Here is a 22640-nt window from a genome sequence, read left to right on the forward strand (position 1 = left end):
TCGGACAATCAATGACTTGGATACTACTCCAGCGTCGGAGGGGCCGGAAGGGGGAAGCGGTTTCGGGAACACGTAGAGCACCGCGACAGATGTCGCGGTGCTCTACGGTCGCGGGTGTACCAGAGGTCAGCCGGCGGGCGGGACGAAGGCCTTCAACGGCTCGGAACCCGACTGGTCGTGGCCCCAATACGCGTCGGCGGTGATCTCCTCGGACGTGTAGTGGCGCTCATCCACGAGCATGCCCTCAGTGCCGAACTCGAGGTCCCAGCCGCCGGGAGCACGGACGTAGAAGGAGATCATCTTGTCATTGGTGTGCCGGCCCAGCGTCGAGGAGATGGAGAACTTCTGCCGGCCGACCCGATCCAGCGCCCGGCCGACGGCGTCGAGACTGTCGACCTCGGTCATCAGGTGGACCAGGCCGGGTTCCTCCGTCGGCGGCGCCGGGCACAGCGCCAGGCTGTGATGGCGCTGGTTGATACCGAGGAATCGCACCCGGCTCAGCCCCTCTTCGTCGAGCCGGATCGAGCCACGCGGCAGGAAGCCCAGCACCTCGGTGTAGAACTCGTACGATTCGGCGAACTTCGCGGTCGGCAGCACCACATGACCGAGACCGTGCGCACCGGTCACCCATCGCCCGGCGAACGGGGTCACCAGCGGGCTGTGGTCGAGAACCGGCCCGAAAAACACCTCGAGGCGGGTGCCGCCGGGGTCGTCGAACGCGATCGCCCGCTCCACATCCAGATACGAGCTCTCCTGCCGCGACAGCACCTCGACGGTCCGCCCGGACTTCTCCACCGCCTCGCGGACCCGTTCGAGCGCGAACTCGTCCCGTACCTCCCACCCAACAGCCAGTGCGCGATCGGAATCACCAGGAAGGACGGCGATGCGGGCACGGCGTTCGTCCACGCGGGCGTACAGCGCATCCGGGTCGGGCCCGGAACCGACGGCCATACCGAGGCCGTCGATGAGCAGCTCGCGCCAGCGCACGACGTCCCGGGTGCGGATCCTGAGGTAGCCGAGACCTCGTAGTTCTGTCATTTGTTTGCTCCTCGAAACGCGACAGGGCGTCAGATCATCGCCCGGTACGGGCCCTGCGGGTCGCCGCCGAGCTGCGCGAGTGCGGCCGAATGGTAGGTCGTGCCGGGTACATGGATGGCGTGCGTCAGGCCGACGTGGGCGTCGCGCCAGAACCGCTGCATCGGCGTCCGCAGATGCACCGCCGCGCCACCGGCCCGGGCGAACACCTCGTCCATCGCCCGTACTGCGCGCCACGCCGCCGAGATCTGGGTGCGCCGGCCGCTCGCGCGCTCCTCGAATCCGACCTCCTCGCCGCGATCGGTTTTGTCCCAGAACCGGTCGACCGTCTCGAGCAGCGCGGTACGGGCCGCGGAAATCTCCGACGCCGCCTCGCTGAGGGCGAACAGGACGTAGGGATCTTCCTTGATGGGAACGCCGGTGACCTGGACGCGCTGCTTCTGCGCCGCGATATAGCAGGCCAGCGCGCCCTCGGTCATCCCGATCAGCGATGAGGTGATACCCAGGGGGAACAGGCACGAGAACGGGAAGCGGTACAGCGTCTCGTCGCGGCCCGCATGCCGCCAGCCGTTACCGCCGAGCACGATCTCCGCGTCGAGCGTGCGGTACTCGGGCAGGAACGCGTCCGTCACGATCAAATCCTTCGAACCGGTCCCCCGCAGACCGATCACGTTCCAGCTGTCGTGGTCGATCCGGGAGTCCGCGCGCGGGAGCACCACGTGCAGGACCCGGTCGGTGCGGTTCCCGGCCTTGTCGCCGACGGCGGCACCGATCATGACCCACCCGCAGTGATCGGTACCGGACGAGAACGACCAGCGGCCGTTCAGGATGTAGCCGCCCTCGACCGGGACCGCGACTCCCATCGGTGCATACGGCGACGCCATCCACATATCGTTGTCCGGGCCCCAGATGTCCTCCTGTGCCCGGGGATCGAAGAACGCCAGTTCCCACGGATGAACGCCGACGATTCCGGCGACCCAGCCCGCCGCGCCGTCGAGCGCCGCGAGCGCCATGACGGTTTCGGCGGCCTCGCGGGGGTGACATTCGAGGCCGCCGAATTCCCGCGGCTGGAACATGCGCACAATGCCGGAATCACGCAGGTGCTTCGCGGTCGTATCGGGAAGCCGCATGAGCGACTCGCCTTCCGGGGCTGCGGCGCGGATCTCCTCCGCGTGCTGGATGATGCTGTCCAATACCTGGCCCATGGTGTGACTCTTCCTGGGATTCGGCCCCGTGCGGGGCCGGGAACCGGTGATGTTCCGCGTCGGAACGGCAGACCCGCGCCCGCTGCGGGCGTGGCGTGACAAACACTCGCAGCGCCTACGTCCGGGCACAGCCGCGTTTCCGTTGAACGGAAAGCCCCGGGGTTCGCGGCGCCCGCTACCGGTAGAACGAATCGGGCGGCACCGCCGGTACGGGTGCCGCGAACTTCCGGGAAGGAGCGAGATGACCGACACCACCGACCTGGTGGCTTCGTTGCTCGAGCGGGTGCGGATCCTCGAGGACAAAGCCGCCGTCCACGAGTTGCTCACGGCCTACGGTCCCGCCGTCGATGCCGGTGACGCCGACGCCGTCGGTCGGTTGTGGGCCGAGGACGCCGTATACGACATCGATATTCGCGTGATGGAGGGCCGCGACGCCATCACCGAGATGGTGCGCACCCCGCCGCATCAGGACTACATCCACGAGGGGTGCGGGCATCTACTGGATCCGGTCCATATCCGGATCGACGGCGATACCGCGGTGGCGACGTGCCATTCGCTGTTGCTGCGCCGTACCGACGACGATTCGTTCCGGGTGTGGCGGGTGACCGCCAACCGATTCGAACTGGCCCGGATCGACGGAGCATGGCTCATCCGGCGACGGACGGCCCGGCTGCTCGACGGTAGTGCGGCCGCCCGGGAACTGCTCGGTCGCGCCGACCGCTGATCCGGCGAGCCGCTGCCGATCGCCGGATCCGCGCGGCGCACGGCGATCAGTGCAGACGTCCCTCGTGGACAACACGGTCGAATGGCGTCAGCGGCGCTCCGGTACGCAGTGTCGTCGCCAGAGCCGGGTCGGCGAGGTGCAGGCGCCCGATCGCGATCAGGTCGAACTCGCCGGCCTCGAGGCGGCGCGCCACCTCGCCGATATTGTCGACGACCTCCGCGGCTCCCTCGGCACGGCTGTCGCGCAGCGATTTTCCGAGACCGACGCTTCCCACCGCCATGGCGTACGCGCCGGTGAGCTTCTTGGCCCAGCCCGCCAGCGACAGATCGCTGCCCTCGAACGCCGGAGCGTCGAAACGACGGATACTGGCGTCGAAGACATCGACCCCGGCATCGGCGAGCGGGCCGAGGATCGCCTGTAGTTCGTCCGGGGTCCCGGCGATGCGGGCCCGGTAATCCTGCTGCTTGTGCTGGGAGAAGCGGAAGAAGATGGGCAGCGCGTCGCCGACCGCGGCCCGGATGTCCCGGACCACCTCCGCGGGAAACCGGCTGCGCGCCACCGCGTCGCCGCCCCACCGGTCCTCGCGGGTGTTGGTGTCGTGCCACAGGAACGAATCCAGCAGGTAACCGTGACCGCCGTGCAGGGCGATACCGTCGAACCCGAGTTCGGCGGCGGCGACCGCGGCGCGCACATAGGCCGCGCGGATATCGGCGATATCCTGTTCGGTCATCGGCGCGACAGGGCGTGCCGCCCGCGCGATGTACTCGCCGGAATAGGACGTCACACCCGGCGTGCCCCACCGGCCGGAGGGTCGCATCGGCCTGATCGCCGGGTCGACCGCGCTCATCGCGCCCCACAGCGGTCCCACATGCCACAGCTGCGGCACGATCCGGCCACCCGCGCCGTGCACCTCGTCGAGGACGGTCCGCCACCCGGCCAGGACATCCTCACCGTGCATGCGGGGCACCCGCGGGTTGTCGACCGCGGCCGGGTGGTCGATGGCGACCCCTTCGGTGACGAGCAGACCGGTACCGCCGGCGGCCCGGCGCCGGTAGTAGCCGGCCACATCGGGTCCGGGGACTCCGCCCGGCGACGCCGACCGGGTCATCGCGGACATGACGATCCGATTCGGCAGCTCCAGGGAGCGGACGGTCAGCGGCCGGAACAGCTCGGCGTGATGATCGGCCATCGTGGTCACAGCGCCTTCGTGAATCGGAAGAAGTCCGCCGGGGCGTCGACGCGCAGCCGGGTGAGTGTGCGGTAGCTGATCAGCCAGCGGCCGTCCACCCGGCGATACTCCTCGTGGTAGTGGCCGTATCCGTGCAGGTGCAGTTCTTCGTCACCGTCGGACCACCAGAGCAGATCCTCCATCGCCCAGATCCCGCGGGCGGTGGTGGCCGAGGTCAGCTCGATCTCGGGAGTGTGTCCGTGGTGCACGGTGGTCACCCGGACCGGGCCGTCGAGCAGCCGGCGGATCGTATCGGCCAGCAACTGGTTGCCGACCACACGGTTCGCGGTGTCGCCGGTGCGAGGCTGTGTGTCGCCGGGGAGTCCACCCCACGTCTCACTGACCACGTCTTCGGTGTGCAGGGCGGCGTACCTATGCCACTGTCTGGTGTCCATACACCGCAGGCGGGCCGCGAAAACACGCTCGATCTCGGCGGTCGCCAGTGCGGCGTCGGCCGCCGACAGACCCGGCGGGAGAGAATACGACATGGACGGGAAGACCTCCACTTTCAGGCACTGAGCAGGGTTGCGGGTGTATCGATGCCGAACGCGCCGCGGAAGAAGATCAGCGGGCGCTCCCCGGCCAGGGATTCCAGGTCGAGCACCCGGCCGATCACCACATCGTGGTCGCCGGCCGGGTGCGTCTCATGGGTCTCGGCGTGGACCCGCATCAGTACGCCGGGCAGCGCCGGCGTCGCCCACTTCGAGATCTCCCAGTCGAGTTCGTCGAACTTACGACCGTCGCGTGATCCGAACCGGGAGCAGAGATCGGTCTGGTCCTCGTGCAGCACATTGATGGTGAAGCGCCGGGACGCGCGGATCCGCGGCCAGGATCTACCGCGGTGATCGGCACAGAAGAGGACCAGCGGCGGGTCGAGCGAGACCGACGCGAACGACTGGCAGGCGAATCCGACCGGGTCCGCGCCGTCCATTCCCGTCACCACGGTGACCCCGCTGGCGAACTGGCCCAGTGCGTTGCGCATCTCGGCCTGCGACATCGACTCGATGGACATCCCGTCCACCTCCGTTTCGTTGTGTGGGCCGGCGCCCGGCTGCCTCGACGCTGCGAGCGTATGGCCGCTCGGCCGGGATTCCCCTCCCGTGTTTCGCTCAATGGAAGCCGGCGTCGTATCGGTCCGCGTTCTACTCGCCGGGAGCCCGGCTGTGCGGCGCGGCGCGGCCTGGCAGCCTCCCCGGCATGACCACCGACGTGAGCAAGGGACAGCGGCCGACCTCGGGACAGGTCTGAGGGCCGTGCCGCCGGTACCGCGGCCAGTGGGGCGCCCGCCGACTCGGGCGTGAGGCCGACGATGTCCGCGACCCCCATCCGCTCGGTCGTGGTGACCGTCTCCCGGGGCGTGGAGGAAACCGCCGACGCGCGGTCACTGGTGCTCGAGATCCCGGCCGATCACCGTGCCGAGTTCGACTACGCACCCGGCCAGTTCCTCACGCTGGACGTACTGCTGGCCGCGGGCCTGCGAGTGCCGTACTCGCGCCGCGAGGGCGAATGCGGTTCGTGCGCCTGCGTTCTGACCGAGGGACAGGTCGAGATGGGCGATGCCTCGATCCTCGACGGGGAGGAGGATCGCGGCAGGGTACATCCTGGCCTGTCAGGCCCGGCCGGTCAGCGAGAACCTCAGCGTCGAGTTCTGAGGCGGGACTCCAGGAGATCCTCGACTCCGAGCAGAAACGTCTCGCAGATCGGGTCGGGGTCGGAGAGGCAACCGGCCGCCATCGCGCCGTCGCGCAGCATCACGAAATGCCGGGCGGCGGGCGCCGGGTCGGAATCGCCGACCGCGGCGAGGATTTCGGTGACCGTGCCCAGGAACCACTGCCGGTGCGCGAGAACGGTGCGGTGGACCGGGTGGTCGGGGTCGGGGTACTCGGCCGCCGCGTTGAGAAAGGCGCACCCGCGGAACCCGGGTGACCGGATGCTGTCGGCGATGGCCCGCCCGACGGCTCGGACGGCGTCGACGGCGGCCGGATTCGCGCGGCGCGCGGCATCGACCCGGGCACGGATCATGTCGTCGGCCTGTGCCAGGTAGGCGACGACGAGGTCGTCCTTGCCGGGGAAATGCCGGTACATGGTCGCCCGCGTCACCTGGGCGGCCGCGATGATGCGCTCGACGCCGACGGAATGAAGCCCTTCGGAGTAGAACAGCCCACTCGCGGTGTCGAGCAGTCGCGCGCGCGCTTCCGACATCCGACTTCTCCTCTCCCACAGCTTTGCGCTGCCAGCGTAGCAGAAAGAACGATCGGTCTTGACAAGATGACCGGACAACCACCAGACTCCCGGTATACCGATCGTTCTTTCTCCCACCGGGACCCCACCTCGGCCCCAGCGATCATCGAAAGAGAGTCTGATGTCCAGTTCCATCGAGACCGGCGTGCCCGGCTCCGTCGCCGATACGGCCGGCAGCGCCGAGGGATTGCGCAACCTCTACTACGCCCGCTTCGGCTTCGCCCTCGTCTGGGCGGTTCTGATGTTGCCGGCCGCCGGGACGCTCACCCCGGCCGGTATCGCCCTGCTGGTGCTCTACCCACTGTTCGATACGGCCGCCGCGGTGATCGACTTCCGCACCTCGGGCGCCGCCCGGCCGCGGGCACCGCTGTACGTCAACATGGCACTGAGCCTGCTCACCGCCCTCGGCCTGGCCGCGGCGGTCACCTCCGGTATTCCCGACGTCCTGCGGGTGTGGGGCGTCTGGGCGATCACCGCGGGCATTGTGCAGTTGATCGTCGCGATCCTGCGCTACCGGCTCGGCGGCCAGTGGGCGGTGATCCTGAGCGGCGGCATCTCCACCCTCGCCGGCGCGAGCTTTTTCGCGGGGGCCGGCGCATCGAACGCGTCACTCACCCCCCTCGCCGGGTATGCCACGCTCGGCGGCATCTTCTTCCTGATCTCGGCGGTCCGTCTCCACCTCCGCGCACGGACGAGCTGAGGTGCCCGAGCCGGTCGGCCGCGGCGGCGCGCGCCGTACCCGCCCGGTCGGACCGTTCCACTCCCGCCGGACCGCCGCCTCCCGGAAACTCCGCCGGACGGCATCCGGCCCACCACCCCGACCGCCACGGCCCGCAACCGGATCCGGTTGCGCCGCCGGGCGTGACCGCCGAATCACCACCGATCCACCCGCAGTAGGAACCACGCACCATCGAAGGAGAACACCATGTCCGAACCCGTCTACACCGCCATCGCCACCTCGACCGGAGACGGCCGCGCCGGAGGACGCGCGGCCAGCAACGACGGCCTGATCGACGTCACCCTCGCCATCCCCCGTGAAATGGGTGGGCCGGGTGGGGCGACGAACCCCGAACAGCTCTTCGCCGCCGGCTGGGCCGCCTGCTTCCACTCGGCATTGAAGGCCGTCGCCGCCGGGCAGAAGATCACTTTCAGTGATTCGGCCGTTGTCGCCGAGGTCGGTGTGCACCGCACGGAGCAGGGCGGTTTCGGCCTCTCCGCCGCACTGCACGTGGAAATGAGCGGTATCGAGCAGGACAGTGCGGAGTCCCTCGTCGCGGCCGCGCACGCGGTATGTCCCTACTCCAACGCCACCCGCGGCAACATTCCCGTCACCGTGGACGTCACCGTCGACTGAGCTGTGCCGGTGGATCCGCCGAAGCACCGCTCTCGGCCGCGATCTGCTCGCGCAGGATGTCACCGTGGCCGGCATGCCGGGCGAACTCGGCGGTCATGGCCAGGTAGATCCAGCGCAGGCTGACAACTCCCACACGCGGGTGCTCGCGCGTCTCGTCCAGCGGAATCCCCGCTGCGACAGACCTCGCGCGAGCACTCGCGCGTTCGAATTCCGCGATCACCTCGGCCACGGTCTCCTCCTCGCCCACCCGGAAACCACCGTGCGCCCACAGCGGACCGTCGCAATCGGCGTCGGCGAGCCGCCCCAGCGTGCGCTGGAACCACATTCGTTCCGCGTACGCGGCGTGTTTGATCAGGGTTATCGGGGTGGTGAGCGACCGTACGAGCCGACGCCTGGCGTCGGTTTCGGACAGTCCGCGCACCGTGTCGACGAGATCTGCGCGCGCCTGGTCGAGCATGGTCTCGAGCAGTTCTCGTTCGGTGCCGATGGTACGGGTCGGAATAGTCATCGAAGGTCGTCCTTCCACGGTCCGTCCGGCGCGCGGAACAGACCGATGTGTTCGTGGTGGTTCGGAATCGGTTCGCCGGAAGAAACGGGCGCCGGGTGATCGCCAGTGGCGATCGTGAATCCTGGCTCGGCCGTGAGAAAACGCAGCCCGCGTCAGAAGCGGGCGGGACGAGCAGATGACGAATCTACCACCCGCCGCGGTGTGCGGCGGCGGATCGGATACTCACCGTGGACACCGCGGTCGGGTCCGGCTCAGAATTCCTCCGGCGGCCGCGCCTCGTGCCCTGGTCGGCCGTGGGTGCGACGCGCTTCCTTCATCTCCGCCTCGTAGACGTGACGCCGGCCCTGGAGCAATTCGTCCCGGACCTCGCGTTCGAGATCGCGGAACAGGCCGTAGTAGCCGTCGTCGTACTCCTCGACGATCTGGAAAGTCCACCGGCCCGCCAGGACGTTGCGGCCTATCAGGCCTTCGGTGAGCCGATCGGCGAGGTGGTGGTGGCCCGCGTCGCGTAACAACTCCACCGCCCGGCCCAGGGCGAAGTCGGCGCGGCCGGTCAGTTGGTGGAACGCGTACAGATGCCCTCGGGCCCGCTCGGCGATCTCCAAGGCCTCGGACACTTTGCCCACGGCCTCGACGGTCGTGTCACCGGCCCCGGCCGGCCGACGATGACGCTCCGCGGGAATATCGCCGTCGCCGCCCTCGGTCGCTGCCATTCCGACAGGCTATCGACTCCCCGGCGCGATTCCGCCCCGGTGCGCGCGGGCGAGTCGGCTTGCGGCGTCATTCGCGCCGGCCGGTCGCGGCGCGCGTTCCGGCCAGCGACAGCGGTGCCACAAGGCGCCGGTCGGCGCAGCGACCGGCCGGCGTCCGCGTGAGGAGCCGACCCCGGCCGCGAACGACGAATACGCCCGAGCCGTGCTCGACCGCGGTGCGCAGCCGCTCACGCCACACCACGCCGGCGACCGTGCCGCTGAGCGGTCCGCTCTCCCGTAGCCCGAAAATGTTTATCAGAATTCTCAAGATACAAGCCCATACCGACTCGCTTCCTCCACGTCTCGGCCACGCGATTTCACACACCATGGCTCTGCTGGGCGAAAATCTTCGTGGATAAATGCCCACTTTCGGCAGATCGTCGCGTCCGGCTCGATCAAGGACAATTCGACGGACGGCACTGGTAAGTTATCAATAATTCTCGACTGGTTCCGATGCCGGGCGGGGCCGATCCGACTCGATGAGGAGCTGGGGACGATGGACCGACTCGACAGGCGCACCGCGTCGAAGCCACCGCCGGCCGAGGACGTCGTTTCGCACGCGTGATCCGCACCCGCCCACCACTGTTCGTCGACCATCCGAAGGAAGACCGATGATGCGCACTCCCCTGCACCTGGCCGCCACCTCGATCGCGGCGGTCGGACTGATCGCCACCGCGGCCGGCGCGACAGCCGCGCCCCCGGCTGCCCCGAACACCGCCCCGGTGGCCGCCGCCGAAGCCGGAACCGGCTCCGCCATGGTGGACTCGGGGTCGGCCGCCGCGCAGTCGGCGGTCGAGACCGTCCAGCGCGGCGATATCATCGGGATCATCGTGCTGCTCGCTCTCACGCCGTTCCAGATGCTGACCGGCGGCGTCTGCGACCTCGCCACATTCTCGGCACTACCGAATCCGTGCGCCCCGAGTACCTACTGAGACCCGCGGGCGACCACACCGCGCCGACCCGTGACACGCGGAACGCCGCCGGGCACGAAGCCCGGCGGCGTCCGGTCGGGGTGTCGGCGTCCCACAAGCGCCTCTCGGCGAGTGGTCGCTCGTAGCGACGAAGGGGATGCGGCCCGGGGCTGTCCGGACGCCGACACGGGGTTCAACAGGATCGGCCGAGATTCTGTTCCCCCGGGGGCGTGATGCCGACGACCCGGTATCTCATCGACTCACGCGGCCGCCACCCCTGCCACGATTCCCGGCCGACCAGTCCGTCTCCGAGCGGGAAATGATCGCCGCGGCCGATCAGGACTCGGGGCCGACGTTGATCTCGACGCAGCATTCGCCCGCGGCGGGGGCGAGGTCGGCGTGGACGGCGTCGGCTTCCAGTCCGTCGAGCAGCCCGGTGAGGTATGCGTGGTTGAGTGAGCACACCAGCTCGGGCGCCCGAGCCGCCAGCGGATGGAAAGGGCAATTGCGCAGCCGCAGACAGGCCGGGGCGGTCCGGGCGGGCTCGAAACCCTGATCGCCGAGCGTGCCGCCAGAATGGTGATCGCGCGTTCGGCCCCGAGCCGGCCCGGCCGTAACCGTTCCCGGATCTCCCGACCGGCGGCGGTACCTCGGTCCCCCGCGACGCGCAGGGTGGCGTCGCGCGCGGATTCCCCGGTAGCCTCGGTGAGGACGGCCTGCATCAATATTTCGGCGAGGATCTCGTGGCGGCGTTCGGGAATGCTGACCCGTACTTCGACATCCGCGGGTTCGTACACCTTCGGCGCCCGTCCGACGCGCCGGATCTCGCCGGCGTGTTCATAGTGGGCTCGCAGTAGCCCGGTGCCGACGAGTTTGTCGAGGTGGAACGCGGCGAGTTTGCGGGACATCCCGACGTGTTCGGCGGCTTCGTCACGGGTTACCGGACGTCCGGCGCGCCGGATGAACTTATTGGTGTAATTACTTCCGGATGGTGCGGAGGTCGGCATGACCGATGACTGGCGGCAGGCCAAACACCCGGTCAGCGCGGCGCTGGCCGGGCCGTATGGGCACCCGTTCCACCCGATCCTGGTCACCGTGCCGATCGGCTCGTGGCTGGCCAGTGTGGTCTTCGATATCGGCTCGCACCTGGTCGACGACCCCGGATTCCTCACCCGGGGTGCGCAGTGGCTGATCGCGATCGGGGTGCTGGGCGCGCTCGCCGCGGCGACGGTCGGATTCCTCGACCTGTTCGCCATCCCGTCCGGCACGGCCGCCTTCCGGACCGGCCTGGTGCATATGAGCCTGAATGTGGCGGTCACCGTGGCGTTCGCACTCGATTTCTGGTGGCGCGCCGCCGGCACCGAGGCCGACGGCGCCGTCGCGGGTGGCCCGCTGGCCCTGTCGATCGCCGCCGTCGCGGTACTGGCGGTATCGGGGTATCTCGGCGGCAAGCTCGCCTACCACTACGGCGTACGGGTTGCCGACGAGCGTACCCAGGCCAGCGGTTTCCGGCGCTGAACTCACTGTTCGTCCCTTCTCTCCGCAGGAGTCATCATGGGCATCGCAGCTCTGATCCTCTGGCTGCTCACCGCGGTCGGCGGCTTCGTCCTACTGGGCACGTGGATCGCCAAGGGCGGTGCGCGTGACCGGGATTCCAGCCATCTTCCTGTTCCGGTGGTGTTCGGGCACTTCCTGCTCGCCGTGGCCGGGCTGGTGGTGTGGATCGTCTATCTCGCCGTCGACACCGACGCGCTGGCCTGGGTCGCCTTCGGACTGCTGATTCCCGTGGCGGCGCTCGGGTTCGTCATGCTGGCGCGCTGGCTGCCGGTCTACCGTTCCCGTACCACCGGACTGGTGGGCAAGACGCCGCCCGAGCGGCACTTCCCGGTGGCGATCGTCGGCGGGCACGGTGTCTTCGCGGTCGCCACCCTCGTACTGGTGCTGCTCACCGCGCTCGGCGTCGGGGAGAGCTGATCATGTCCCAGCCCGCCCTACGCGTCGTCCACGACAGCGGCGCAGTCGACCTGGCCGCCGCCGAGGACGCCGCCCGCACCTTTCTGACCGCCCTCGGCGTACACCTGGACAGCGAACATCTGCAGGCCACACCGGGACGGATGGCCCGGGCCTACGCCGAGTTGTTCACCCCGCGCGCCTTCGATCTGACCACCTTCCCGAACGAGGAGGGCTACGACGAACTCGTGCTGGCCCGCCGGATCCCGCTGCGCTCGGTATGCGAACATCACCTGCTGCCGTTCGTCGGCGTCGCGCACGTCGGCTATCTCCCCGGTGACCGCATTCTCGACTGTCGAAACTGGCCCGGATCGTCGAACACTTCTCCCGGCGGCCGCAGGTCCAGGAACGGCTGACCAAACAGGTCGCCGACTGGCTCGACCGGCATCTCCAGCCCAAGGGCGTCGGCGTGGTCATCGAGGCCGAGCACACCTGTATGACCCTGCGCGGAGTGCAGGCCGTCGGCACCACCACCGTCACCTCCACGCTGCTCGGCACCCTGCGCGAGGACGCCCGATCCCGCCAGGAGTTCTTCTCCCTCACCGGGATCGGTCCGTAACCCTGCCGAACGCGGGATCCGGGTGCGCCCGGTCATGGTCACCGACGGCATCACCGATACCGAACGCCTCGACACGCTGCGCCGCAACGCCGAAAACGGCACTCTCACCCTGCACGTCGCCGAGGCGCTCCCCGCCGAGACGGGCTTCATCCGGCCCCGCCCTCGCCGACGACGAGGACACCACCGAGTCGCGCGGCCGGTCCGGGAAAGCGGCCGAAGCCCACCGCATACTCGAGCGTGGCGGACTCCGCGGCCGGACAGTGCGACGGCTGGTATCGATCAGTACGCGCCCGGACATCACGGCAGGACAACGCGAGCAGCGGGATTGTCGTATCGCAGCCGGTTGTACGGCAGCGAGAACTCGGTGTAGTTGAACATTGCCCGGGATCGAGGCTGTCCCGGAGTGGACCGAGAACTCGCTCCCCGTACGCGGTTCCGGCCTCATTGGTCGGAAAATGTATGAATCCGTCGCGAGTCGGCAGATCGGCATGGCGTCTCGAATCCCGACCGTGTCGCGTCGGTGTCGGAGGATCGCCGGTACCCCAACGGATCTTCGGCGCCGCCCGGGTGATCTGTACAGTCGCGTTCCGCAGTCCGTCACCGAGACCTTCGCTTTGCCGGCGCTGGGCCACCAGCCGAAAATCCTGGGCAAGCCGAGCAGCTATCGCACGAAACTCCGCCCCGACTCTCATACGCGTAACCACGTGATCGAGTTCGGCCGTCGAGGGCGACCGTGCGGCCCACACAGGGTCGGTGATCGCACGACCGACTCGGGACCGAGCGAGCCGTCACACACCGGAAGAGTGGTACGCAAACGCTCAGCGGACCGGGCAGTTCACGGGATGGGCCACCGGGCAGGATCACTCTGCCGGTGGATCGATCGGCGGCGTCCCGGCCGGATCCGGAAATTCGTGCGCCGTGGATGTCGAGAATGCTCGGGCGGCTCCGTCCCAGGGATACGAGCAGCCGAACGGGCCTCGACGAACACCGACGAAGGAGCGACCATCATGCAGCCCGACGAGATCACCGGTATCCTGAGCCGTCCGATCAGCCAGGAGCTCCTGGCCCGTGACCTGCTCCGCATGGCCTATGTCGCCAAGGACGGCACGCCCCGCACCATACCCATCGGTTTCACCTGGAACGGCTCGCAGATCGTCGTCTGCACCACGAAGAACGCCCCGAAACTGCCTTCCCTGCGCCACCGCCCCGAGGTCGCGCTGACGATCGACACCGAGATGCATCCGCCGAAAATCCTGCTCCTCCGCGGCCGGGCGGAGCTGGACGTGGTCGACGGCATCCCGGAGGAGTTTCTCCAGATGAACGGCAGCTATGAGATGGCACCCGAGCAGCGCGTCGAATGGGAGGCCGAGGTCCGCTCGCTCTATGACGGTATGGTCCGAATCGTCATCACTCCGACCTGGGTGAAACTCATCGACTTCGAGACCACCCTGCCCACCGCCGTCGAGGAACTGGTCCGCCGGCGGGCCGAACGTCAGCGCGCCTGAACCGATCACCCCGGCCGGAATCGGCCGTGACGAACCCGAGGAGAAGATCGTGACGGTGCACCGGATGGATCACCCCGGCCGATCCGATCCCGTAGCGGCCGAGCCCGCGAACACGGCCCTGCGCCGAACGCCCCGCCACCGAAACTGCGCTGGTCGAGTCACTCGGCCGCCGCCACTACCCCAGGAGTCGAGGTTGCCACCGATCCAGATCGCCGTCTGCGGGCCCACCGATTGCACCGACACCGATGCCGCCCACGCTCGGGAAGTCGGCAGACTGCTGGCCCGAGCCGGGGCGACCGTGCTGTGCGGTGGCGGCCGCGGAGTCATGGCCGCGGTGGCGGACGGGGCTTCGGCCGAGAACGGACTGGTCATCGGGATCCGGCCCGATGCCGATCCGTCCGGGATCTGCGAGGGCCTTTCCGCGGTCTTGTACACGAATATGGGAGAGGCGCGTAATACCATCCTGGTCCGGTCCGCCGACGCGGTCATCGTCGTCGGCGGCTCCTGGGGCACCCTGTCCGAACTCGCTCTTGCCAACCACCGCGGTGACACTCCGGTGATCACGCTCGGCGGCTGGAAGATCCTCGACGCCGACGACAACCCCATCGACGCGGCCATCGCGGCGACCAGCCCGCTGGTCGCCGTGCGGACAGCTCTGGCGCGGGCCCGGGGCGCCTAGCTCTTCGGTGCGCGCAGACCGTCCAGCAGGACACGGGTCAGGTGGTCGTCGACTCGGGCACCGCAGCGGCACACCGCCACATTCAGCACCCGGACCACCTCCGTCGGCGGTACATCGGCGCGCAGATCGCCCTCGCGCTGCGCGGCGGCCGCGATCTCGGCGATCAGCGCGGTGGCCTCTGCCTCCAGCTCGGGTAGATCGGGGCCTCCGGGTTCGTCGGTGACCAGTGACTTGGTCAGCGCCAGCGGCAGAGTCACACAGAGTTCCACCACCCGCAGCAGCGCCTCCCATGCCGGGGCCCGGCCGACCTCCGCGCGCGTGGCCTCGATCAGTTCGCGCAACGTGTCGACCGCGATGTCCTCCAGCAGGGCGCGCCGGTCCGGGAAGTGCCGGTACAGCGTGCCGACACCGACTCCCGCCGCCCGCGCGATGTCCTCCATCGACACGGCCTCGCCGCGCTCGCCGGCCAGCCGCAGGGCGGCGCCGGTGATCGCCGAACGATTGCGCCGCGCGTCTGCCCGCACTTCCACGCTCCCATCAACCGGAATCTCTGATTCAGCTTATGCTACCGTCGCTGAGCGGAATCCAGAATTCACCTTGGAGGGGCAATGCGGATCGGCCTGTATGCCGGAGATCAGAGTGATATCGAAACCCGGATCGAGCAGGTGCGAACGGCCGCCGACCATGGGCTGAGCAGCGTGTTCTTCAATCAGGTTCTGGCGTGGGACCCGCTCATTGTCGCGGCACTCGCCGGGACGGCCGTGCCGGGAATCGAGCTGGGCACGGCCGTCGTGCAGACCTATCCCCGCCATCCGATCTCACTGGCCGCAGGCGCTCACGGTCACCTCAGCTGTCGGAGACCGGTTCACTCTCGGCGTCGGACCGAGCCACAAGCCGTTCGTCGAGGGGATCTACGGCATGTCCTTCGACCGGCCCGCCCAGCACATCCGCGAGTACCTGACCACGCTACGCATCGAACTCTCCGGTGCCGGTCACGTTCGGCTGCCGGGCGTGCAGCCACCGCGGGTGCTGCTCTCCGCACTCGGCCCGGTGATGCTCCGCATAGCGGGCGAACTGGCCGACGGCACCATTACGGTGTGGGCGACACCGGCGACGATCGCCGACCACATCCGCCCCCGGATCGACGCCGTGGCAAAGGCCCCGCGCGTCGTCGCGTCGGTGATGCTGAGCGTGACGAGCAGACCGGGCGCCGTCCGTGACGAGATCGCCGGAGCGCTCGGCTTCGCTTCCGATTTCGCCAGTTACCGAACGCTTCTCGATCGCCAGGGCCAGCGCAATGTCGCGGAAACCGTCGTCGCCGGAGACGAGGAGACCGTCGCCGCCGCCGTCCACGCCTACTCCGCCGCCGGCGCCACCGACCTGCTGGTCAGCCCGGTCGGCGACGCCGCCGAAAAGGCGAGAACACTGGAACTGGCCGGAGAATTGTCCCGTTCGCGGTAAGCGCACGAGCGAAGCGGTCGACAAGCGGCCGTCTACCCCATTTCGCGGCGTCCCCTCCGGACGCCGCGGGGCAGCAGCGCCTTGCCGCCGGGTCCGGTGGGCTTCGGCCAGGTCCGCGTGCCGCTGCCGCTACGCTGGCCACGAGTCCTTTTCGCGATCGCCGGGCGCGGACCCGCGGAGGAACGAAGGAGCCGACTTCCCCTGGAAATGGGAAACCGGTGGGCGAAACACGCCGAACCCCCACCGGGCCACGGCATCGTTTCCTGGCAGCTGTTGATGAGGCGGTACCCGCACGTATGCGACGCTGCCGCGGAGGCGCAAGGAGCTTTGGGTTGTTTCCCAGGGCTACAGATGACGCCGACCGAGTGGCTTCATATAACAACGCTCCTGGCCGGGCCCACCGAGGCCATCACTCGGGAACAGATGTCCGCGATGGTCTCGGCCGCGCGAGCCCGTCTGCGCGAGGTCCCGCCCACCCCGGTATTCCTCGGGAAAATCCGCTACCACCCCGAAGCGATACCGCTCGGCGGGCAACCCGCACAAGCACTGGTTCCCATCCGAATGCCTCGACCATCTGCGAGGTGTGGGCCGCGAAGCCGTCGACCGATCCGCCGTCGACCGGACGCCGGCCTCCGATGTGACGGCCGACGACATCGCCTACCAGTTGCTCGGCCTCTTCCGTATCGCACAGCTCGTGCCCGGGCCGGGCACGATCGAGCATCAGGTCGAACTGGCCCTGCGCGGGTCGGCCGCCTGAGCCCTATCGGTGTGCCCGTTGTATACACCGACGCCGCGTCATCGGTCGCCGTCACGACGAGTCGAGACCGAGCCGCTGGCCGAGCCACGGCATCTCCTTCTCGAGGCCGGCAGACCATACGGTGAAGCTGTGCGAACCCGGCACCTCGGTGAGGTGGACGTCCATGCCCGCGTCCCGCGCCGCGGCGGCGAGCCGCTCCACCGCACCGCGATATTCGGTGTCCCGGAGACCCACCACGAACCCACCGGCCGAGCCGGGATAGGTGTGGTGTGCCAGCAGCTCGGCGGGATCGTTACGGGCGAAGGCCGCCGCGTCACCGCCGAAGATCTCGTCGAGGCCGGGTTCGGCCTGCCCGGACATGTCCAGGAAGGTGGGATAGACCTCGGGCCGCGTGGTCGCCAGCTGCAGAGCACAGGTACCGCCGGAGGAGAGACCACCTACGGCCCACGCCCGCGGATCCGGGTCGACCTGTAGGTGGGTGCGCACCCATGCCGGCACGTCGACGCTCAGATACGTCGCGGCATTGCCGAGACGCGAATCGACGCAGAGCGGGTTGCGCAACTGGCCACCGGTACCGTCGGGGAGGACGACGATGGGCGCGAGCCCGCGGTGCCCGGCCGCATACGCATCCATGGTCTCGGTCAGCCTGCCCCCGACCAACCAGTCGTCGGTACCGCCGGGTTGGCCCGCAAGGAGCACGAGCACCGGCAGGTCGGGTCGTGGCGTGGCGAAGTAGGCGGGCGGAAGATAGATCCGCGCCTCACGCGCGGAGAACCGGGAGACGTCCCCGGGAATTGCGGTTTTGGTCACCGCACCGGACTTCGGCAGCTCGGCGGGAGGCGTCCAACTCGCGAGCGGCGGAACCGCTGCCGATTCCGGACCGGGCCCCAGGGCGGCATCGAACGGAACCGTGCGGAAGTCGCTGATACCGAGGACGGTACGCACCGTCGGATACGCGACGTAGACCGCGTTGATCCCGCCGGCAGCGCAGAGCACCACCGCCGCAGCCACGCCGAGGAGTCCGGCGGCGGCCAGCGGCCGCGACCGATCTCGCCGCCGCACCACATACCGGCCGGCGAGCAGCGCGACCGCGAGAACCGCGACCACCGACCATACGTAGACGACCGCGGGCAGGCGGTCGGGAAAAGGCCGCCACACCTTCTCGACGAACACCGCGGCGAGCGCTACCACTGCCACACTCGCCAGCACCACCGTGGTGAGCCCGACGAGCAGCCAGCGGCGCTGCACCCGGGTGACCAGCGTCGCCAGGCCCACAGCTGTGACGACGACGAACGCGAAGACCGCTCCGGTCGTCGTCACCGGCAGGTCGAGCAACCCATCGAGGAGCCCGGTCCACGACATAACGTCCAGTATGCGGCGCGCCGCGCCCGGGCACCCGCTCGGCCGTATGTCCGCCGTAAACCTTTCGCTGCTGTCTACGATAAGGGCCTGATCTGCGGGTAACGTCGTACCCGAAGGCTGCTGGACAAATGGTCCGTACCGCCGTCCGGCCGCGCCGGGGAACGTGGATTCGCGGAACCGGTGGCGCTCGAATGGGCGATCGCAGCCCCTCATGGCGAAGGACTTCCACCGGGAGGACCGCCGATGAGCGACACCGCCGAGACCGGCCACGCCGTGCACCGTGGCACAGCCTACCTGTGGCATTACGTGCGCAGCGCGCCATGGACCTTCGCCTGGCTGACACTGCTGTTGGTGACCACGATCATCCAGCATCTCCTGCCGCTCGACGATCTACAGCGAGTCCTGGGTGAACGGTCGACCAACCTCCGTCATCTCGAATCCGACCCGGTGCATGTTCTCGTGGCCAGTCTGCTGTGGGTCGCCGGCTACTTCTGGTTCCCGTACCTGCTGCTGTTCTGCGTCTTCCATGCCCCGGCCGAACGGTGGCTCGGCTCGTTACGCTGGGCGATCGTGGGTCTCACCGCGCACGTCGGGGCCACCTATATCAGCCAGGGCATACTCGCCCTCGCCATTCATCGCGGTCACGCCGATCCAGGAATGATCGACGTCCGCGATATCGGCGTCAGCTATTTCCTCGCCGGCATCGTCGGGGTCCTCACCTATCACGTGGCGCGCCCGTGGCGGTGGCTGTACCTCGCCGCAAGCCTCCTGTGGTTCGCCGTTCCGCTGGTGACCGACCCCAACTTCACGGCGATCGGGCATTTCTCGGCGCTGTTGATCGGACTGGCCGCCTTCCCGCTCACCTGGGGACGAACCGCACCGCAGTGGGATCCGGCCGCCGAGTGGCGGCGGCACCGGGCCCGTGCACCCTGACCTGAGCGGATACCTCGGGTCTCGGCTATCCGTACGGTTTCGCCAGCGGGAACGCCAGCGATTCCCGGATGCTGCCGCCGGTGATGAGCATGACGACCCGGTCGACGCCGAGACCGAGCCCGCCCGTCGGTGGCATGGCATGTTCCAGCGCCTGGAGGAAATCCTCGTCCACCTCCATGGCCTCCTCGTCACCGGCGGCGGCCAGCAGCGACTGCGCGGTGAGCCGACGACGCTGGTCGATCGGATCGGTCAACTCGCTGTAGGCCGTACCGAGTTCGACGCCCCACGCCACCAGATCCCACTTCGCCGCCACACCGGCGATGGTCGGATGCGGCCGGGTCAGCGGTGACATCGAGGTCGGGAAATTCGTATAGAACGTGGGGAACCCGGTGCGGCCCTCGACCAGGTGCTCGTACATCCTCTGCGCCAGGGCGCCGGCGTCCCAATTCGGCTGGTACGCGATCCCCCGCTGGTCGCACCACTGCCGCAGCACCGGCGCCGGGGTCTGCGGAGTGAGGGGGTGTCCGATGGCCTCACCGACCGCGTCGTGCATCGTCCGCACCGGCCACGGCCCGGAGATATCGATCTCGACCGGCGTGCCGTCCGGACCGGGGCGCCGGACGACCGGCCTGCCGTGCGCGGCGAGCGCGGCGGACTGGATCAGACTGCGGCACAATTCCATCATCTTCTCGTAGTCGCTGTAGGCCTCGTAGGCCTCCAGGATCGTGAACTCGGGGTTGTGCGCGAAGTCGGCTCCTTCGTTGCGGAATGCCCGGCCGAGTTCGAAAATCCTGGGTATCCCGGCGACGCACAGGCGTTTGAGATACAGCTCCGGGGCGATCCGCAGGTACAGATCGAGGTCGTAGGCGTTGATGTGGGTGCGGAACGGCGCCGCGTTCGCGCCTCCGTGCACCTGCTGGAGGATCGGGGTCTCGACCTCGAGGTAGCCGCGGGCGCCGAGCGTCTCGCGCATCGACCGGACGATGGCGCTGCGCCGCCGCAACAGGCTGCGGGCGTTTCCGTTGACCGCCAGGTCGACGTAGCGCTGCCGTACCCGGGCTTCGGGATCCACCAGCCCACGCCATTTGTCGGGTAGCGGGTGCAGACATTTCCCGTCCAGCCGCCACTCGGCGGCGAGGACGGATTCCGTACCGTTGCGGCTGGTCCCGACCATCCCGCAGACACCTACCAGATCGCCGAGGTCGAAACCGGCGAACTCGCGCACCCGGTCACGACCCACTCGTTCGGCGCCGACCAGCACCTGGATATCGCCGGACCAGTCCCGCAGCACCGCGAACACCACACCGCCGAAATCGCGCAGCCGAAGGATCCGGCCCGCGATGTGCACCGCGGTGCCAGAGGCTGTCGCGGTCGCCTCGGCGATCGTATGGGTCGGCGCCACGGCGACCGGGTACGGGTCGATCCCGGCGGCACCGAGCGCCGCTAGTTCGGCCATCCGGACCCGGACCTGTTCGGGCCTGCGGTGTGGGTGCGACGCCGGTGCGGGTTCGGTGAGGCGAGGTGGGCTGCCGTCGGCGTGCAGCACACCGGATTCCAGCACCGCAGCGGGCACCGCGATCCGCGTGCCGGTGTACTCGCGCGCGGCATCCCCGCGATCGTTGCGCCACGGCATCGTGACGAAACCCTCCGCAAGCGCGGCGGCCCAGCCGACTCGCGGCAGCGAGCGTGTGTCCTGGTAGCAGACGAACCGCGGTACCCATTGCGGCTGATATTTCGCGTTGGACCGATACAGGGACTCCAGTTGCCACCACCGGGAAGAGAACACCAGCAGCGACCGCCACAGCCGCAGGACCGGCCCGGCACCGATACGAGCGCCTTCCTCGAACACCGAACGCATCACCGCGAAGTTCAACGACAGCCGCCGCAGGCCGAACCCGTCGGCGGCGGCCGCGAGTTCGGTCACCATCAGCTCCACACACCCGTTCGGCGCGTGCGGGCCGCGCCGCATGAGATCCAGTGACGCGCCCGAGGAACCCCACGGCACCAGGGACAGCAGTCCGACGCACTCTCCTTCGTGGGTCCGCGCCTCGACGAGCAGGCAATCGCCGTCGAGGCGGTCGCCGAGCCGGCCCAGCGCCATCGAGAAACCGCGTTCGGTCCCGGTGTCCCGCCACTGGTCGGCCAGTCGAATGAGCTCGCCCATCTCGCCGGGTGGGATGTCACGATGCCGGCGCACCCGGACCCGCAGGCCGTGCCCGCGGGCCCGGGCGGCGGCCTGCCGCACGGCACGCATCTGCTGGCCGGACAGGGTGCGCAGCGCGCGGGTGGAGACGATCGCCTCGTCACCCAGATGCAGGACTGCCGCCCCGGCCGCCGCATGCGCGCGGGCGCCCGCCTCGCTCGCCCCCATCACCGCGGGTTCCCAGCCGTATCGCGCGCACAGTCGGCGCCATTCTGCGATCGCCTGTGGCCAATGGGCGGCGGAGCCGAGCGGGTCGCCGCCCGCCAGGCATACACCGGCCTCGACCCGGTAGGTGATCGCCGCGGTCGCGTCGGGCGCGAAAACCACCGACTTGTCGCGACGGGTGGCGAAATAGTCCAGCGAGTCGGGGTTGGCGGAGGTGGCGAGCAGGCCACGGAGGGCGGATTCGTCGGTGCCGGCCATCGCGTTGTCCGCACGCTGGGACCGGAACAGTACGAAAACCGCGGCCAGCACCGCGACCACGCCGAAGAGCCCGAGCAGAGTGTTCAGCCCCGCGCCGGGACGGCCGTCGAACACTTCGGATTCGCGGCTGATCGCCGCGGCGAGCGCGGTCACCCGCGCCAACGACCAGAGGAACCGTTGCCCGGGGGGCAGTGTCCCGGGAAAGAGCTCGACCAGACCCCAGCCGAGTAGCGTCCCGACCGACAGCAGGCCGACGAGCACCAGCAGCGCGCGCCGGCCCGCACCGCGCCGGACCCGGGTGCCGAATTCCCGGTGCGCGGCGATCAGGATTCCGAACGCCATGAGATGCACACCGAGAGCCACCCCGGCGTGCACATTGTGGTCGGTGATCACCTCGAACAGATTGAGCAGGGTGAACGCGGCCACATACACCGTCAGCAGCCACCAGGCGACTCGTTTGCGGCGCGCCAGCGCGGCGGCCAGCAGGCCGAGGACCAGTGCCCAGGTGACACTCGTATCCGGTGCGCCGAAGTAGTAGTGGTCGATGTACGCGCGGGGGACGTGTACCACCTTGCGTAATAGCGAGGACAGGCTCCACAGGGCGACGGCGGCGGCGAACACCCCGACCGTGAGCGCGGCGAAGTGCGGAACCCCGGCTCGGCGCTCCGCCCACCCGCGCCGGATGCGCGAAGGCGTCGGCCCCGCTTTCGTAGCCATCGGCGACCCCTCTCGGACATCGCTCCCGTCGCTGTATTCATCGAATCCCCGCCCCTGGCACACAGAAGGCTAC

At 69.0% G+C, this 22640-nt stretch carries 24 protein-coding genes and 2 pseudogenes; 13 read left to right on the forward strand and 13 right to left on the reverse strand.

Going from position 1 to position 22640, the window contains the following annotated elements; translation table 11 throughout:
- Positions 1-126: 126 nt before the first annotated feature.
- On the reverse strand, positions 127-1038 hold the full coding sequence (bphC, locus tag ABZV91_RS05610; RefSeq protein WP_355235889.1) for a biphenyl-2,3-diol 1,2-dioxygenase: 912 nt from the start codon (positions 1036-1038) through the stop codon (positions 127-129).
- A gap of 29 nt (positions 1039-1067) precedes the next feature.
- Positions 1068-2240 carry an acyl-CoA dehydrogenase family protein gene (locus ABZV91_RS05615; RefSeq protein WP_355235892.1) on the reverse strand — a complete coding sequence of 391 codons (1173 nt, stop codon included), beginning with the start codon at positions 2238-2240 and terminating at the stop codon, positions 1068-1070.
- A 241-nt stretch (positions 2241-2481) separates the two neighbouring features.
- On the opposite strand from ABZV91_RS05615, the gene ABZV91_RS05620 reads away from it, so the two are divergent.
- The gene (locus ABZV91_RS05620) at positions 2482-2964 is read left to right on the forward strand and encodes a nuclear transport factor 2 family protein (protein WP_355235895.1); all 483 of its coding nucleotides are present in this window, start codon (positions 2482-2484) and stop codon (positions 2962-2964) included.
- 46 nt (positions 2965-3010) lie between these two features.
- Here the strand turns inward: ABZV91_RS05620 and ABZV91_RS05625 are convergent, their stop codons facing one another.
- The 3 genes from ABZV91_RS05625 to ABZV91_RS05635 are packed head-to-tail and all read right to left on the reverse strand — an operon-like array spanning position 3011 to position 5204.
- A complete protein-coding gene (locus ABZV91_RS05625) occupies positions 3011-4153 on the reverse strand; it encodes a 12-oxophytodienoate reductase (protein WP_355236200.1) in 1143 nt (380 codons plus the stop codon).
- A 5-nt stretch (positions 4154-4158) separates the two neighbouring features.
- Positions 4159-4680 carry a nuclear transport factor 2 family protein gene (locus tag ABZV91_RS05630; protein WP_355235897.1) on the reverse strand — a complete coding sequence of 174 codons (522 nt, stop codon included), beginning with the start codon at positions 4678-4680 and terminating at the stop codon, positions 4159-4161.
- A 20-nt stretch (positions 4681-4700) separates the two neighbouring features.
- On the reverse strand, positions 4701-5204 hold the full coding sequence (locus ABZV91_RS05635; protein WP_355235900.1) for a flavin reductase family protein: 504 nt from the start codon (positions 5202-5204) through the stop codon (positions 4701-4703).
- 438 nt (positions 5205-5642) lie between these two features.
- Between ABZV91_RS05635 and ABZV91_RS05640 the strand changes: the two are divergent.
- Positions 5643-5844: pseudogene (locus ABZV91_RS05640) on the forward strand (2Fe-2S iron-sulfur cluster-binding protein); the annotation flags it as partial.
- On the opposite strand, the gene ABZV91_RS05645 reads toward ABZV91_RS05640, so the two are convergent.
- Positions 5828-6394 carry a TetR family transcriptional regulator gene (locus tag ABZV91_RS05645; protein WP_355235903.1) on the reverse strand — a complete coding sequence of 189 codons (567 nt, stop codon included), beginning with the start codon at positions 6392-6394 and terminating at the stop codon, positions 5828-5830. The pseudogene ABZV91_RS05640 and the gene ABZV91_RS05645 overlap by 17 nt on opposite strands.
- Positions 6395-6554: 160 nt before the next feature.
- Here ABZV91_RS05645 and ABZV91_RS05650 point away from each other — a divergent pair, with 160 nt between their 5' ends.
- Both ABZV91_RS05650 and ABZV91_RS05655 read left to right on the forward strand, forming a co-directional pair.
- Positions 6555-7133, forward strand: a complete 579-nt coding sequence (locus tag ABZV91_RS05650) for a hypothetical protein (RefSeq protein WP_355235905.1) — start codon at positions 6555-6557, stop codon at positions 7131-7133.
- Positions 7134-7358: 225 nt separating this feature from the next.
- Positions 7359-7787: an organic hydroperoxide resistance protein gene (locus ABZV91_RS05655; RefSeq protein WP_355235908.1), complete on the forward strand. Its 429-nt coding sequence runs from the start codon at positions 7359-7361 to the stop codon at positions 7785-7787.
- Here the strand turns inward: ABZV91_RS05655 and ABZV91_RS05660 are convergent.
- The 3 genes from ABZV91_RS05660 to ABZV91_RS05670 form a co-directional block, all read right to left on the reverse strand.
- Positions 7774-8295 carry a DinB family protein gene (locus ABZV91_RS05660; RefSeq protein WP_355235911.1) on the reverse strand — a complete coding sequence of 174 codons (522 nt, stop codon included), beginning with the start codon at positions 8293-8295 and terminating at the stop codon, positions 7774-7776. The two genes, ABZV91_RS05655 and ABZV91_RS05660, sit on opposite strands and share 14 nt — an antisense overlap.
- Before the next feature lie 251 nt (positions 8296-8546).
- Entirely contained in the window at positions 8547-9008 is a 462-nt protein-coding gene (locus tag ABZV91_RS05665) for a hypothetical protein (RefSeq protein WP_355235914.1), read from the reverse strand.
- Between the two features lie 67 nt (positions 9009-9075).
- Positions 9076-9315, reverse strand: coding sequence for a hypothetical protein (locus ABZV91_RS05670; protein ID WP_355235917.1), 240 nt, complete (start codon positions 9313-9315; stop codon positions 9076-9078).
- Between the two features lie 343 nt (positions 9316-9658).
- On the opposite strand from ABZV91_RS05670, the gene ABZV91_RS05675 reads away from it, so the two are divergent.
- The gene (locus ABZV91_RS05675) at positions 9659-9979 is read left to right on the forward strand and encodes a hypothetical protein (RefSeq protein WP_355235920.1); all 321 of its coding nucleotides are present in this window, start codon (positions 9659-9661) and stop codon (positions 9977-9979) included.
- A gap of 315 nt (positions 9980-10294) precedes the next feature.
- Here ABZV91_RS05675 and ABZV91_RS05680 read toward each other — a convergent pair whose 3' ends face one another.
- Complete coding sequence (locus tag ABZV91_RS05680; RefSeq protein ID WP_355235922.1) at positions 10295-10423, reverse strand: hypothetical protein; 129 nt, start codon at positions 10421-10423, stop codon at positions 10295-10297.
- Positions 10424-10963: 540 nt separating this feature from the next.
- Here ABZV91_RS05680 and ABZV91_RS05685 point away from each other — a divergent pair.
- The 5 genes and pseudogenes from ABZV91_RS05685 to ABZV91_RS05705 all read left to right on the forward strand — a co-directional run bounded on the left by ABZV91_RS05685 (position 10964) and on the right by ABZV91_RS05705 (position 14711).
- On the forward strand, positions 10964-11476 hold the full coding sequence (locus ABZV91_RS05685) for a DUF2231 domain-containing protein (RefSeq protein WP_355235925.1): 513 nt from the start codon (positions 10964-10966) through the stop codon (positions 11474-11476).
- 36 nt (positions 11477-11512) lie between these two features.
- Positions 11513-11932, forward strand: coding sequence for a hypothetical protein (locus ABZV91_RS05690; RefSeq protein ID WP_355235928.1), 420 nt, complete (start codon positions 11513-11515; stop codon positions 11930-11932).
- Between the two features lie 2 nt (positions 11933-11934).
- Positions 11935-12527: pseudogene (gene folE, locus ABZV91_RS05695) on the forward strand (GTP cyclohydrolase I FolE).
- 1007 nt (positions 12528-13534) lie between these two features.
- Positions 13535-14032: a pyridoxamine 5'-phosphate oxidase family protein gene (locus ABZV91_RS05700; RefSeq protein ID WP_355235930.1), complete on the forward strand. Its 498-nt coding sequence runs from the start codon at positions 13535-13537 to the stop codon at positions 14030-14032.
- A 193-nt stretch (positions 14033-14225) separates the two neighbouring features.
- The gene (locus ABZV91_RS05705; RefSeq protein ID WP_355235933.1) at positions 14226-14711 is read left to right on the forward strand and encodes an LOG family protein; all 486 of its coding nucleotides are present in this window, start codon (positions 14226-14228) and stop codon (positions 14709-14711) included.
- Here ABZV91_RS05705 and ABZV91_RS05710 read toward each other — a convergent pair.
- Positions 14708-15241 (reverse strand): helix-turn-helix domain-containing protein, encoded by a 534-nt coding sequence (locus tag ABZV91_RS05710; RefSeq protein WP_355235936.1) that lies wholly within the window; start codon positions 15239-15241, stop codon positions 14708-14710. The two genes, ABZV91_RS05705 and ABZV91_RS05710, sit on opposite strands and share 4 nt — an antisense overlap.
- A 205-nt stretch (positions 15242-15446) precedes the next feature.
- Here ABZV91_RS05710 and ABZV91_RS05715 point away from each other — a divergent pair, with 205 nt between their 5' ends.
- On the forward strand, positions 15447-16172 hold the full coding sequence (locus ABZV91_RS05715) for an LLM class flavin-dependent oxidoreductase (RefSeq protein WP_355235939.1): 726 nt from the start codon (positions 15447-15449) through the stop codon (positions 16170-16172).
- 583 nt (positions 16173-16755) lie between these two features.
- Entirely contained in the window at positions 16756-16929 is a 174-nt protein-coding gene (locus ABZV91_RS05720; protein ID WP_355235942.1) for a hypothetical protein, read from the forward strand.
- Between the two features lie 51 nt (positions 16930-16980).
- Here the strand turns inward: ABZV91_RS05720 and ABZV91_RS05725 are convergent, their stop codons facing one another.
- Positions 16981-18291 carry an alpha/beta hydrolase-fold protein gene (locus ABZV91_RS05725; RefSeq protein WP_355235945.1) on the reverse strand — a complete coding sequence of 437 codons (1311 nt, stop codon included), beginning with the start codon at positions 18289-18291 and terminating at the stop codon, positions 16981-16983.
- A 243-nt stretch (positions 18292-18534) separates the two neighbouring features.
- Here ABZV91_RS05725 and ABZV91_RS05730 point away from each other — a divergent pair, with 243 nt between their 5' ends.
- Positions 18535-19224, forward strand: a complete 690-nt coding sequence (locus tag ABZV91_RS05730; RefSeq protein ID WP_355235948.1) for a rhomboid-like protein — start codon at positions 18535-18537, stop codon at positions 19222-19224.
- A gap of 25 nt (positions 19225-19249) precedes the next feature.
- Here the strand turns inward: ABZV91_RS05730 and lysX are convergent, their stop codons facing one another.
- On the reverse strand, positions 19250-22567 hold the full coding sequence (gene lysX / locus ABZV91_RS05735; protein WP_355235951.1) for a bifunctional lysylphosphatidylglycerol synthetase/lysine--tRNA ligase LysX: 3318 nt from the start codon (positions 22565-22567) through the stop codon (positions 19250-19252).
- Positions 22568-22640: the final 73 nt, after the last annotated feature.

The organism is Nocardia sp. NPDC004568, from assembly GCF_040609955.1.
In the GTDB taxonomy this organism is placed as follows: domain Bacteria; phylum Actinomycetota; class Actinomycetes; order Mycobacteriales; family Mycobacteriaceae; genus Nocardia.